The organism is Sporosarcina sp. USHLN248 (assembly GCF_037144575.1).
Taxonomy (GTDB): Bacteria; Bacillota; Bacilli; order Bacillales_A; family Planococcaceae; genus Sporosarcina; species Sporosarcina contaminans.
Genome location: NZ_JBBCZC010000044.1, coordinates 1 through 13,069 on the forward strand (window position 1 = coordinate 1; position 13,069 = coordinate 13,069).

The following is a 13,069-nucleotide window of genomic DNA, read 5'->3' on the forward strand; positions in this document are numbered from 1 at the left end:
CATCCGCGTGCTACTTTCAGTATTGAATGAGAAAAATACAAGAACAGGTGGCGAAAAACGATTCGTTTTTCGCCACCTGTTCTATTTTAGGGACTTATTGGACAGCCCCTTATGAAACATTTTTCCAATCTAATTCAATAATACTGATAGCATTACTCAGAAACTGCCCACTTCCACGGACGTGCATTTTCTGAACCTGGTTCTATCGAATAGTTAACAACACGCTCGTTAGCAGCGACTAGGTAATAACGGTATACGGTAGGTGCGAGTGGAACTTCCTCAGCCATCATTGCTTGCCACTCATCATAAACTTTCTTACGATACTCTTGGTCAAATGCTTTTTCAGATACACCATCCGCTAGCAACTGATCGTTTTTCTCACTTACAAAACGGAAAGTGTTAAACGGTGAATTTCTAGCATAAAGGCCAGATGGATCTGGATCTGAACCAGTACCGAAAGCACCTTGGAAAATATCAATTTTCGGATCATCAGCACGAACCATGTCGTAGAACGAATTTATTTCATGCAAACGACCATCAACAAGCTCTACTTTAATTCCCACTTCTTCCCAATTTTGAATATAAAACTTCGCAATTGGCTCAGCAGTTTCTCCACCGGACATGGAAGCGAAGTTTACGATGAATTCATTACCTTCTGGATCTTCGCGGAAACCATCTCCGTCGATATCCTTGTAGCCAGCTTCGTCAAGAAGGGCTTTCGCCTTTTCAGGGTCATATGAAGGTGTTTCTAAGGTTTTGTCATGAAAAGTTTCGAATACTGGAATGATCAAAGAAGTTGCAGGGAAACGAAGTCCATGGTAAAGTTCCTTACCAATTGTTTCGTTGTCCATTGCATACCACATAGCTTGACGTAATTTCTTATCAGCCATTTTCATATTTGGATCCATGACATTCTCTTTCTTTTCATCATCCCATTTACCTAATTTAAAACCTATATAGGTGAACGCTAAGTCAAGGTCGCCGAGAATTTCGATATTATCAAGTTCTTTCGCATTAAGATACTGATCTGCCGGGAATTCCGCTAGGTCGATATCACCTTTTTTCAGCGCTTCCATAATGGATGCAGAGTTAACTACTTTAAGCACTAATGTTTTTAAGGCCGGCTTGCCTCTCCAATAGTCATCAAATCGTTCGAAAAGGACCGATTCCCCCGGTACGATTTTCGCCACTTTATAAGGACCGAAACCGATAGGATTTTTACGGATCTTGTCGGAGGAAGTAAGTTCTTCCATCGTTATTTCACCATTCATCACATCTCCGACATGGTGTCTTGGAACTGGGACTGCCCAGATGCCTGAGAGAACAGATGGTGTAGCTTCTGTAAACGTAATGGAAATTGTTTTTTCGTCTTCAGAAACTTCAATTCCGGAAATTTCTTTTGTTTTTCCTTCATGGTATTCAGGCATACCTTCAACATTTTCAATCATAAAGTCGTATCGGCTTCCATCATAATCAGGGTGACCAAGCAATTGGTATGCATAAAGAAGGTCAGACGCCTTAACTGGCTCTCCGTCATGCCATTTCACGCCATCTCTAATTGTAATTGTAATTGTCTTTTTATCATCGGAAATTTCATATTCTGCCGCTCCGTCGTTTGTAATTTGGTAATCACCATCATATGCAAACAAACTTTCATCAAAGTATTGAATCACGTCATAATCCGGACCCTTTGTATAGAAAACTCTATTAAGAGTACCTTCGAATGGGCTGTCAGATACTAGCGCAACTGTCATTTCTCCATCCTCAATCGGCTCCGCTTTGTTTGAAACCTCAGTTGGGAACGAAAGTTCAGAACCTTCTTCTTCCGAAACATCCTCATCCACTTGTTCGGTCTCTTTTTCGTTGTCTTCTGGCTTCGTCTCACTGGACTCTTCTTTGTCGTCTTTACCAGTACAGGCAGCTAGAAAAACGCTAAGTACGAGTAAAAGACTTGCAAGGAGCATAAACTGCTTCTTTGCCATTTTATTACCTCCCCTTTGTTTTTAGGCTAATCTTTGCCTTGCATCGGACGCGCGTTTAATCGCCTGACCGACATAATTTATACACAACATCATTACTAAGATTAGTAATGCTGCAGGTAACCAAACCCACCACTTATTCATTACGATATCCGGATTCTTCGCGAACGATATTAGTGTACCGAGCGATGGCGTGCCTAATGGCAATCCGAAACCGAGGTAAGTGAGACCTGTCTCAAGGCCGATATTGCCAGCAAGAGACAATGTCATGTTAACGATTACAAGGGAACTTAAGTTAGGAAACATCTCAAACAACATAATTTTCCAACTTGGCGTACCCAGCGTCTTGGAAGCATTGATATAGTCAAGTTCCCTTTCTTGGAGAGCGCGAGATCGGATGAGCCGCGCTTTTGAAAACCAATAAAATGAACTCATAACAAGAATAAAAGTGAAAATAGAGTAATTTGGAATAATCGTAACAATTACAATAATGATCATCAAGGATGGTAATACCATAAGAAATTCCAAGACCCTCATCATTATATTATCAACCATTCCGCCATAATAACCGGATATTAATCCGTAACCGAGTCCAAATAAACCGGCAATAACAGTTACGCATATACCAATCGTGAACGAGTTTCGTGTACCAAGAAGCAATTGACCGAATACATCCCGTCCACCATCATCCGTTCCGAGCCAATTCTCTGCAGAAGGCGGCTTCCATGTTTTCAGAAAGTTCATCTTACCAAGTGCAACCTGGTCAATGAACAAAGGAGACAAATAAGCTGTAAGTAGAATTATAATTAGCAGTACCACAGACCCTAATGCCATTTTGTCGTGTTTGATCTCGCGCCAAATCGTCTTCAGAAAAGAAGGATTATTCTCCTTTTCTTTTGCAATCAGTTGCTTTTCATCTAAGATGATTGTGTCCTTCATCGTATATCCCCTCCTCTTCTACCATTATTCAATCCGAATCCGTGGATCGACAATGCTTAAGATGATATCCGATAGCATCGTACCAACGATTACAGCTGCACCCGAAATCATAATAAGAATTGTAACAACTGGAAAATCTCGTGTTCCGATGGATTGGATGAAAAGATAGCCGAGTCCTGGATAACTAAAAATCGATTCTATAAAAACCGATCCGCCAATCAAACCGGTAATTTCTATGCCAAGAAATGCAGCAATCGGCAAAAGGGAATTTCGTAAAATATGTCGTGTATAGACTTTGCCCTCAGGTACACCTTTTGCACGAGCCGTTTTTACATAGTCCTTCATTTTTTGGTCGATAATGTCATTCCGCAAATACTGGATGGTACTAAATGTAAGCAATAATGCTCCCGACATTACTGGCAATACTAAGTGCTTCGCTCTGCTAACAATATAGTCCCACGTACCTGCATCTAATTTGATATCTACACTGCCCCCGTAAGGGAACCAGCCTAACACAAAGCTAAACATGAACATCATGAGCAACGCGAACACAAAAAGTGGTGTGGCGAATGCAAAGTAGTTATAGGTGACAATCATCTTATCAGCCCATGAGTCTGTCCAACGCCCCGCAATTATTCCGAGCGGTATTGCAATAATATACGTGACAATCAATGTGAAAAACGAAAGAATAATAGTGTTTTCAACTTTATCAGCTAATATATTTGTCACTTTCTGTTGATGCACGTATGACTTTCCAAAATCCCCCTGAATCGCGTTTCCTACCCAACGACCATATTGTTGGTACCATGGATCATTTAATCCCATCTTTTCCCTAACTTTCTCTATATGCTCTGCTGAAGCATTCGGGTTCGAGTCGAGTACTCCAGTGAGCGCATCACCAGGCATCGCCTTTGCCAACATGAAGACAAGGATACTAAGAAAAAAGAGTTGTGGGATCATGAGCAATGTTCTACGTAAGATAAATTTTAACATTCACATCATCCCCTTACTGCATGGCAACGGAATGCGTGTTTGAGATCTTTTTCAGATCATACATCCGTCCGTCGCTATCAAAGTAGTTATTGTATTCTGTTTGATATTCCTGATTTATTGATTGTCTAAGGTGCATCTTTTCAAAACGTTTTTCTGGATTCATTTCAGGAATTGCCGCAATTAGGCGCTTCGTGTACAAATGTTTAGGATCATTATAAATGTCGGATGCTGTTCCTTCCTCTACAAAACGGCCACGATACATGATACCGATTCGGTTACACATATGTTGAATAATTCCAAGGTCATGGGAGATGAACAGGTATGTCAGATTAAAATCCTCCTGAATTTCTTGCATGAAGTTCAGAACTTGCGCCTGAACAGATACGTCCAGCGCAGATACGGGCTCGTCCGCAATTATGAGCTTTGGATTGAGAGCAAGTGCCCGCGCGATTCCGATTCGCTGGCGTTGACCCCCTGAGAATTGGTGTGGGTATTTGTAAATTGACTCCGGTGCTAATCCTACCCGTGCCACAAGTTCTTGCACTTTGAGCAATTCCTCTTTCGGTGATAATCGTTCAAAATTGCGCAATGGTTCCGCAATAATGTTAAGAACATTTTTCCGTGAATTTAACGATGAATATGGATCCTGAAAAATCATTTGGATATCTTTCGTATATTTACGGCGTTCTGTTCGACCCATTTTCGCGAGGTCCTTGCCTTCAAACAGCACTTCACCAGAAGTCACGTGATTGAGCCCGATAATCGCCCTTCCTGTTGTCGTCTTCCCGCAACCTGATTCCCCGACGAGTCCATATGTCTCGCCTGGCTGAAGCTCAAAACTGATACCATCAACAGCTCTGACATGATCGACGACTGTGCGGAAAAAACCCCCGCGGATAGGATAATAGACTTTTAAATCATTAACTTTCAGTAGTGACATATTCTCTCTCTCCTACTCTGTCCTCAGGGAAATAGAACGTTTTGTAGCATGTGCAACGAACGAAATGGTTCGGTTCTGCCTCATGCATTTCCGGTTGTTCTTCATGATCTTGTTCTGGAATCCAATTGATCCGTGGTGCAAAGCGGCATCCTGTCCGATCAAGATTTTGAATTGAAGGGACAATACCGTCAATAACGTGCAGTTTTTCTTTTGCTTCTAAGTTTGAAGGGATTGAATTTAGCAAGGACCTTGTATAAGGGTGCAACGGATTTTGGAATAATTCCTGTACCTCAGCAATTTCCACTACTTCACCCGCATACATGACGACAACACGATCCGCCATTTCAGCAACAACCCCTAAATCATGTGTGATCAGAATGATTCCAGTCTTCATCTGATTTTGCAATTCTTTCATCAGATCCATAATTTGTGCTTGGATCGTGACGTCCAAGGCCGTCGTTGGCTCATCCGCTAAAAGCAAGACCGGGTCGCAAGAAAGCGCAATGGCGATGACGACACGCTGCCTCATCCCTCCCGATAATTCATGCGGATATTGCCCATAGACGCGTTGTTCGTTTTTAATACCGACTCTTCTAAGCAATTCGAGTGTTCGTCTCTTCTTTTCAGCTGCTGACAGCTTCGTATGATAATCCATTGGCTCTTCAATTTGCCTTCCAATCGTCGCAAGAGGGTTTAACGCAGTCATCGGATCTTGAAAAATCATTCCGATATCCTTCCCTCTCACTTTGTTAAGTTTAGAAGGGGAAAGTGTTAATAAATTTTGCCCTCCAAAATTTACCTGCCCCTCCAATTTAGTGTTTTTTAGGTTGTGTAATCCCATGATGGAAAGAGCCAATGCACTTTTACCACAACCCGATTCCCCTACAATAGCGACTACCTCATTTTCATAGACTGTCAAGGATACTCCATCAACCGCAGCATAATAGTCTCCTTTAATACTAAATGAGGTGCGTAGATCCTTGATCTCCAAAACCGGGTTTTTCAATTGAACGTTCCCCCTTATGTATCTCTCTTTAAACGAACACTTTTCAGAATTTGATTAAAGTTCTTGAAATCAATATACTACACAACCTTAACTCTGACAATACTGTTTTTTTAGAATATCTTAATATTAACTTATTTCTAATATGACAAACATATTACAAACGTTGATTTGAAAGCGTTTGCAAATTTACAGAAACGTAAAGAATTTTTCGTTTGATCAACGAATAAAAAAACAGAACTGCTTACCGATTTCCCGGTTCGCACTTCTGTTCGCCTTCATTTTATTTATTAATTATTAGTAGAACTTGTTGTAGAAGATGCTACAAATGCAGCCATTGTAGCTGCCATAACAGCTTGTTGCGCTTGAAGGATCATTTCAACAGATGTAGCAAGACTTACACTGACTTGCGCCGTACTATCATCAGTCAAATGATAGAGCACATAACCGATGGCCACTGACAAAGCCATTTCCCGATTCCACTTGAACGGCTTTGAATGCTCTAACTGCTTTGTTAATTGTACAATGTCATCAATTTTTTCATTATCTACTTGAAAAATGGCAAGAAATCCAACCATTGGATAATGTACTTGCGTCGCCTTCGTTTCCCGCTTTAGCTGCTTAAAAATTTCATCCGCTCTTTCTACATACTGTTCATTATATTCTACATCGATATAAGTCATAATTTGCGACAGCCACTGCAGCTCATTACCTGAACGATAACGTTTCTCCCGGAAAGCATCATAGTATTTCCGCATATTGGCTGCATGCCTTTCAGGGTTTTCACCATTTTTGCTAAGCAGTACAGCATATGCATAATCGTCATCTGAGGTTAAAAAATAATGCTGTTTTTTCATCGCATCGAATAGCATTTTCGCCTTGCGGGCTTCATCCGTATATTCCGATGGATTATCCGTCATAAGAAAAGCCGCCAAAAAGGAATGAATCGTATTGCGAAATCCTTCTCCACGCAAAACCTTTTGCTTTTCAAACAAACGGTCCACCTCTTCATCGATTTTTCTATCGGAATGAGCTAAAAAAGCAGCAATCACTGGCATGAGCTGCCCTCGTATAGGAGAAAACCAACCGGTCCGCGATTTTAATGTTTCCATCGCCCTGTTAAACGCTGCTGCGTCAAATTCCCTTTCAGCGGTGAGATAATATGATGCAATCGTTAAAACGACATTTTTATCGACACTCCACCCTGCCAATGACTTTACTTTTTCATATGTTGTCTCAACGTCATGCCTAATCATATCTGTTCTCATTCCGCACCTCTCCTTTCTTATATGTACGAACGGAGAAGGCAAAAAGTTTCAATAGTTGGACCGTTGAATGGATGCATCGACTAACTGTTGAATCATCCTCCGGTCTTCGCGATAGAAAGCATCCACAATCGCACTACCGACAATCACACCATCTGCTGAATGATTCAATTGCTCAATATGTTCAGGGAAAGATACTCCGAAGCCAGCCAATACGGGGACTGGACTATTTTGCTTAATCCGCTCTAAATAACTGGATAGGTCGCTATCATAGCCTTTTCGGATTCCCGTAATCCCCTTTACCGTAACCGCGTATATGAATCCTTCCGCATTCTCGGCGATCCGTTTAATTCTCTCGGTAGAGCTTGTCAACGACACCAATTGGATAAGCGCAATATCTTTCTCCTCAAGAACTGCTGCTAATAAAGCCGACTCCTCTAACGGTAAATCCGGAACGATCAAACCGCTTACTCCACTTGCTTGGCATATTTCAACGAACTCTGTTGCACCAATAGAGAGAATCGGGTTTAAATAACTCATGATAATAACAGGAACATGGACTTCCTCTTTGAATGAAGAAAGGGTATATAGCACTTTTCGCAACGTTGTTCCTAAAGCGATAGAACGCTCTCCCGCCTTTTGAATCACTTCTCCATCCGCTACCGGATCTGAAAAAGGAATGCCAATTTCAATTGCCGTTACGCCGATCTCTTGCAAGAAAAGAATCTTTTCGTGTAAACTATCCAACCCTCCATCCCCGGCCATAATATAAGGGATAAAAGCTTTTTTTCCGTCTTCAATACAGCGCCTAATCTCTTGTTCCAATGTTTTCATTTCCCAACACCTCCCAATGCATCGCGAACCGTTTGAACATCCTTATCCCCGCGTCCCGACAAACAAATTACAACAATTTCATCGTGGCTCATTTTCTCAGCCAATTCTGCAGCAAACTGTACTGCATGCGCACTTTCAAGCGCTGGGATAATTCCTTCTGTCTTAGATAGCAATTGTAAGCCGGAGAGCGCCCCTTCATCCGTCACGGATGTATAGTGAACCCTTCCAATCTCATGTAAATGGCAATGCTCGGGACCAACCGCAGGATAATCAAGGCCAGCAGAAATCGACTGGGCTTCCTCTATCATTCCATCTGAATCTTGCAGAACATACATATAGGCACCGTGCAATACTCCTTCTTTTCCTCCGGCAATTGCCGCTGCATGCAATCCGCTTTCAATTCCACTTCCGGCTGCTTCCACCCCGTATAGAGCAACCTGTTCATCTTCAAGAAATGGGTGGAACATACCAATCGCATTGCTTCCGCCACCGATACAGGCTACAACTGCATTAGGCAACCGTCCCTCTTTCTCCAAAATTTGAAGCCTTGTTTCTGCGCCAATTATTCGTTGAAAATCCCTGACGATTTTCGGAAACGGATGGGGCCCTAATGCCGAGCCTAAGATGTAATGCGTATCATCCACATTGGCCACCCAATAGCGTAAAGCTTCGTTTACAGCATCTTTCAATGTGCCGGATCCCTTTTCAACCGAAACAACTTTCGCTCCTAATAACTCCATCCGAAACACATTCAACTCCTGCCTCCGAATGTCTTCCTTTCCCATGAATATTACACATTCCAATCCGAACAAAGCACAAGCTGTAGCAGTCGCCACCCCGTGCTGGCCTGCTCCCGTTTCTGCCACAATCTTTTTTTTGCCCATCCGTACGGCAAGCAAAGCCTGACCGATAGAATTGTTAATCTTATGTGCACCTGTATGATTCAAATCTTCTCGCTTCAAATAAATTTTCGCTCCGCCGATCATCTTCGTTAGACGTTCTGCAAAATACAATGGATTCTCCCGTCCAACATAATCCTTCAAATAATATGAAAGCTCATCTTGAAAAACTGTATCGTTCGTCGCTTCCTCATAAGCCTCCTCTAACTCAATCAATGCTGACATCAACGTTTCAGGCACATATTGGCCACCAAACTTTCCGTATCTCCCCTTGCTCAACTCAACTGCCATCACTCATCTCTCCTGTTCTTTTACTGTTTTGATGAACTCCCGGATTAAATTTGTATCCTTCCTTCGATTTACTTCGACTCCGCTCGACACATCCACCATATACGGATTCACTTGTCTGATTGCCTGCAGGACATTCCCTGTGTGCAGCCCGCCCGCTAATATGAGGCGATTTTTTATAGGGATATCCTCAATAACGCTCCAATCAAACGTTTTTCCGCTTCCACCACGAAAATCGATTCCAGGTGTATCAAATAAAACATAATCCGATTTAAAACAGGTAGTTTTTTTTATTTCTTCATCACCTCGAACTGATACTACTTTAATAGAAGGAAGTGAAATCTTTTGAATAAAATCATCCGTTTCCTCTCCATGATATTGTACGTAATCGAGTGGCACTTCCCGAAATGCATGCAACAAATCCTTCTGCGTTGCATTTACGAAGACTCCAATTTTCAACACATGGGAAGGAACCTCACTGGCAAGTTCCCGTGCCTGCTCCACCGTCACCCGCCGTCTGCTCGGAGCAAATACAAAGCCGACTGCATCCACTCCGGCATCCACTGCCGCTCGAATGTGCTCCTTCTCCATTAGCCCGCATATTTTTACTTTCGTCATACACGAGCACCCACCTTTCGAACTTGCAGCGATCGAATTGCCTCTCCTGCATCACCGCTTCGCATGAGCGATTCACCTACAAGAACAGCCTCTGCCCCATAAGCGGCAACACGCCTCGCGTCATCTGGATGCCAAATGCCGCTCTCGCTAATCAATACATGTTGATCGCCAAACGGAAAACGGCTTGCTATCTCTTCCGTACGCCTTAAATCCACTTCAAATGTCCTTAAATCCCGATTGTTTACACCAACTATTCGAGCGCCAACAGTAATCGCTTGCTCCATTTCATTTCTATCATGCACTTCGACGATCACTTCAAGCCCGAGACGCATTGCATATCTATAAAGCCGTAAAAGTGACTCAGCATTCAATGCCGCAACGATTAGTAAAATAACGGAAGCACCTGCAGCCTTAGCCCTGTCGATTTGCACTTCATGAATGATGAAATCCTTGCACAGTATTGGAATTTGAACCGTTTTAGCTACTGCTGAAAGATCTGCAAATGAGCCTTTGAAAAAAGGTGCGTCTGTTAATACAGAAATGCAAGCCGCCCCGGATTTTTCGTAAATTTGTGCTTGAACGGATGGGTCTACGCCGAAAGCGATCTCTCCTTTCGAAGGAGAGGCTCGTTTAATTTCAGAAATGACTTGTAGTTGTTCTGCGTTTTTCAATGCAGCAAATAAAGTCGGTCTTTCGACAAATGTTTCACGGGAAACATTTTCCACATTCATTAACATTTGCTTCACTTCAAGCCGTTTCGACAACAAAATACGTTCTAAAATTGTCATTTTACTACCACCTCTGCTTCCTTCCGATCACTGAATGCTACAACTGCCTCCAACTTTTCCATTGCATTTCCTGATAAGATGCTTTCAATGGCCATTTCCACGCCTTCCCGAAACGTAACCGCTGCACCTTCCGCAAATAAGGCAATTCCTGCATTGAATACAACAGTATCAAAACGAGGACCTCGTTCTCCACGCAATACCGATCGGACGATTTCAGCATTTTCCTTTGCATTCCCACCACGAATGGCTGATAGTGGTGCATAGGGCAAACCGACATCCTCAGCAGTCAGTGAGAAAGGGATGAAATCTCCTCTATCAATTAATACAAAAGCATTCTGTCCAGCAAGTGATGCCTCATCCATCCCTCCAGCACCAGATACAACGACCGCCCGCTCTCTACCAATCATCCGCAAAACTAATGCATAATCCATAATAAAATCCCTTCTGCTTATCCCAGTGAACTGCGCTTGCAATGGCAAAGGGTTCGTCAAAGGACCAACTAAATTGAAAACGGTCGGTTTGCCGATAAGCTTTCTTGCTTCTCCAATATTCGCCATCTTTGGGTGAAGAGTTGGGGCAAATAAAAATGTTATTCCTACCTCCTCCAACAATTCCATCATTTCCTCTGATGTAAATGTGGAACGAATACCAAGCGCATCTAAAACGTCTTGACTGCCAGCAACACTCGAAATTTTTCGATTGCCATGTTTAGCTACCTTCAATCCTGCTCCAGCTAATACAAAAGCAGCTGTCGTACTAATGTTGAAGGAACCCGAGCCATCCCCTCCAGTGCCGCAATTGTCTATATACCGACCGTCAGGCACTTGCAATGTCGCTGCGTATGACTTCATAACAGATGAAAGAGCCGCAACCTCATATGCCGTCTCCCCTTTTTCCGAAAGTGCAATAAGAAGTTCTGCTATCTCCCGATGATCCGCTTCATCTGAAAACATCTGACGAGCAGCTTCAGTCATCTCCTCATACAACAAATGATGGCCTTGCCTAATTTTTTCAATAAATTGTTTCATCACTCATCTCTCCTCTGCTCTTCTCATCTTTCTCTCTTAAAGTTCTAATAAAGAACGTGCTTTGTTTACCGTCTCTTTAAATTCCAAAGCAGGTACTGAATCCTTTACAATCCCTGCTCCAGCCTGGACATAAGCCTTTTCGTCCTTTACGCACATCGTTCGAATTGCCAAAGCAAAATCAATGTTGCCATTCATCCCTATATATCCAATTGCACCGCCGTAAACTCCACGAGGTTCGTCCTCTAATGACGAAATAATATTCATTGCTGCCTTTTTCGGTGACCCTGTCACTGTTCCAGCGGGCAACGTAGCCCGTATTGCGTCCAATGCATGCATATTTGGCCGTAGCGCTCCTTCCACTTCTGAAACGAGATGCATGACATGCTCATATCGAACCGTTTCCATATCACGCTTTAAACGAATTGACTCTATTTCACAAAATTCGCGAAGCTCCATGCAGCTTAACTTCACTAACATTTCGTGTTCCATCAGCTCTTTTGGATCATTCCGTAATTCTGTCTCTAACTTCGCGTCTTCCGCCTTATCACGGCCTCTTCTACGTGTACCTGCTATTGGATTTGCTATTGCCACACCATTCGTAACTCGCACAAGGCTTTCCGGAGAAGCACCTAACACGGTATGCCCGTCAAATTCCATATAATACATATATGGGGAAGGATTTCGCTTCCTCAATTTTCTGTAAAGTGCAAATGGATCTCCTTTAAAATCAGCGACAAGCCTCCTCGACAAAACAACTTGCTCTACAATTCCTCTTTCAATAAATGCTTGTGCCTGAAGAACACGTTTTTCAAATGCCTCTTGTGATAGGGCACAGTGGTAAGCTGAAACTTCCGCCTTGCCATCTTCTTCGGCCTCTCCCTCCGTAATCATCCGCAAAAGTGCATCTAAATCCGGCTTTCCCCGCTCCGCATCCATCTCAACATGTGTGACAATCACCTCATGTAACAAATGGTCAAAAATAATAACCGTATCATACACATTGAAATACACGTCTGGAAGCTCTTGCCCAATAGAATTAACACGAGCAGCACCATACCCGATATATCCGACAGCCCCGCCCATGAATGGGTAATCTCCTACCTCTGCAATTTGTGGCATCACCCGTTTCAATACAGAAAAAAGCTCTCCCTCATGAATATACGTCTTTCCCGTCGCAAACACATATTCCTCAAGCCGTCGGGCACTTCCCCGATACGCTTTCACCGGGTTCACACCAATAAACGAATATCGCCCAGCCCCCTCATGCATCACCGAACTCTCCAATAGAAAACGAGAATGGCCGACAAGACGCCTAAAAATCAAAATTGGCGTCAACGAATCCCCCTCAAGCTTCCTCACCGTAACTCTCAAACTCGTCTGTTCCATAAAACCACTCTCCTCTTCTCATCTTTGCAACCATAAAAGAGCATAAACCCTTCGCACCAACGCATGAACACCACGGTATCGTATAAAATACTTTGAAATCGAAAAAGCA

General features: G+C 42.8%; 12 protein-coding genes. All 12 read right to left on the reverse strand.

Features of this window, described 5'->3' with window-relative positions; translation table 11 throughout:
• Positions 1 to 152 precede the first annotated feature (152 nt).
• The 12 genes from opp4A to WFH04_RS15270 all read right to left on the reverse strand — a co-directional run bounded on the left by opp4A (position 153) and on the right by WFH04_RS15270 (position 12,960).
• Positions 153 to 1,982 carry an oligopeptide ABC transporter substrate-binding protein gene (opp4A, locus tag WFH04_RS15215; RefSeq protein WP_336824906.1) on the reverse strand — a complete coding sequence of 610 codons (1,830 nt, stop codon included), beginning with the start codon at positions 1,980 to 1,982 and terminating at the stop codon, positions 153 to 155.
• A 21-nt stretch (positions 1,983 to 2,003) separates the two neighbouring features.
• The gene (locus WFH04_RS15220; RefSeq protein WP_336824907.1) at positions 2,004 to 2,918 is read right to left on the reverse strand and encodes an ABC transporter permease; all 915 of its coding nucleotides are present in this window, start codon (positions 2,916 to 2,918) and stop codon (positions 2,004 to 2,006) included.
• A gap of 24 nt (positions 2,919 to 2,942) precedes the next feature.
• Positions 2,943 to 3,911: an oligopeptide ABC transporter permease gene (gene opp4B, locus WFH04_RS15225; RefSeq protein WP_336824908.1), complete on the reverse strand. Its 969-nt coding sequence runs from the start codon at positions 3,909 to 3,911 to the stop codon at positions 2,943 to 2,945.
• 13 nt (positions 3,912 to 3,924) lie between these two features.
• Complete coding sequence (locus WFH04_RS15230) at positions 3,925 to 4,851, reverse strand: ABC transporter ATP-binding protein (protein ID WP_336824909.1); 927 nt, start codon at positions 4,849 to 4,851, stop codon at positions 3,925 to 3,927.
• Complete coding sequence (locus tag WFH04_RS15235) at positions 4,832 to 5,857, reverse strand: ABC transporter ATP-binding protein (RefSeq protein WP_336824910.1); 1,026 nt, start codon at positions 5,855 to 5,857, stop codon at positions 4,832 to 4,834. Before WFH04_RS15235 ends, WFH04_RS15230 begins: the two co-directional genes overlap by 20 nt.
• A gap of 287 nt (positions 5,858 to 6,144) precedes the next feature.
• Positions 6,145 to 7,122, reverse strand: coding sequence for a DUF4003 family protein (locus WFH04_RS15240; RefSeq protein WP_336824911.1), 978 nt, complete (start codon positions 7,120 to 7,122; stop codon positions 6,145 to 6,147).
• 48 nt (positions 7,123 to 7,170) lie between these two features.
• A complete protein-coding gene (gene trpA / locus WFH04_RS15245; RefSeq protein ID WP_336824912.1) occupies positions 7,171 to 7,953 on the reverse strand; it encodes a tryptophan synthase subunit alpha in 783 nt (260 codons plus the stop codon).
• Positions 7,950 to 9,143 (reverse strand): tryptophan synthase subunit beta, encoded by a 1,194-nt coding sequence (gene trpB, locus WFH04_RS15250; protein ID WP_336824913.1) that lies wholly within the window; start codon positions 9,141 to 9,143, stop codon positions 7,950 to 7,952. Before trpB ends, trpA begins: the two co-directional genes overlap by 4 nt.
• A 3-nt stretch (positions 9,144 to 9,146) precedes the next feature.
• Positions 9,147 to 9,758: a phosphoribosylanthranilate isomerase gene (locus WFH04_RS15255; RefSeq protein WP_336824914.1), complete on the reverse strand. Its 612-nt coding sequence runs from the start codon at positions 9,756 to 9,758 to the stop codon at positions 9,147 to 9,149.
• Positions 9,755 to 10,546, reverse strand: coding sequence for an indole-3-glycerol phosphate synthase TrpC (gene trpC, locus WFH04_RS15260; RefSeq protein ID WP_336824915.1), 792 nt, complete (start codon positions 10,544 to 10,546; stop codon positions 9,755 to 9,757). The genes WFH04_RS15255 and trpC overlap by 4 nt, the downstream gene beginning before the upstream one ends.
• The gene (gene trpD / locus WFH04_RS15265; RefSeq protein WP_336824916.1) at positions 10,543 to 11,574 is read right to left on the reverse strand and encodes an anthranilate phosphoribosyltransferase; all 1,032 of its coding nucleotides are present in this window, start codon (positions 11,572 to 11,574) and stop codon (positions 10,543 to 10,545) included. The genes trpC and trpD overlap by 4 nt, the downstream gene beginning before the upstream one ends.
• Positions 11,575 to 11,610: 36 nt before the next feature.
• Positions 11,611 to 12,960 (reverse strand): anthranilate synthase component I family protein, encoded by a 1,350-nt coding sequence (locus tag WFH04_RS15270; RefSeq protein ID WP_336824917.1) that lies wholly within the window; start codon positions 12,958 to 12,960, stop codon positions 11,611 to 11,613.
• Between the last annotated feature and the right edge of the window lie 109 nt (positions 12,961 to 13,069).